This window comes from Streptomyces sp. AC627_RSS907, from assembly GCF_019049165.1.
The window spans coordinates 1-816 of the sequence record NZ_JAGMUE010000680.1; the positions used below are offsets into that span (position 1 = coordinate 1).

Here is an 816-nt window from a genome sequence, read left to right on the forward strand (position 1 = left end):
ATGCGGGCCCGCGGGTTGGCGTTCTTCAGGTCGTGGATGAGCTGGGCGAGGTCCTCGATGGAGTAGATGTCGTGGTGCGGCGGCGGCGAGATGAGGCCGACGCCGGGCGTGGAGTGCCGGGTCCTGGCCACCCACGGGTAGACCTTGTGGCCGGGCAGCTGGCCGCCCTCGCCGGGCTTGGCGCCCTGGGCCATCTTGATCTGGATGTCGTCGGAGTTGACCAGGTACTCGCTGGTGACGCCGAACCGGCCGGAGGCCACCTGCTTGATGGCCGAGCGCCGCTGCGGGTCGTACAACCGCTCCGGGTCCTCGCCGCCCTCGCCGGTGTTGGACTTGGCCCCGAGCTGGTTCATGGCGATGGCCAGCGTCTCGTGCGCCTCGCGCGAGATGGAGCCGTACGACATGGCGCCGGTCGAGAACCGCTTGACGATCTCGGAGACGGGCTCAACCTCCTCCAGCGGGATCGAAGGCCGCTCGGACCTGAGGCCGAACAGGCCGCGCAGCGTCATCAGCCGCTCGGACTGCTCGTTCACCCGCTCCGTGTACTGCTTGAAGATGTCGTACCGGCGGGCGCGGGTGGAGTGCTGGAGCCGGAAGACGGTGTCCGGGTCGAACAGGTGCGGCTCGCCCTCGCGGCGCCACTGGTACTCGCCGCCGATGTCCAGGGCGCGGTGCGCGGAGGGCACGCCGCTGGCCGGGTACGCCTTGGCGTGCCGGGCCGCGACCTCGGTGGCCACCACGTCCAGGCCCGCGCCGCCGATCTTGGTGGCGGTGCCGTGGAAGTACGCGTCCACGAACGCCTGGTCGAGCCCGACG

The 816-nt window shown here is 70.8% G+C and carries 1 protein-coding gene; it reads right to left on the bottom strand.

Annotated elements, in window-relative coordinates:
* On the bottom strand, positions 1-816 hold an 816-nt coding region (locus tag KUM32_RS37770), incomplete at both ends, for an FMN-binding glutamate synthase family protein (protein WP_217146346.1).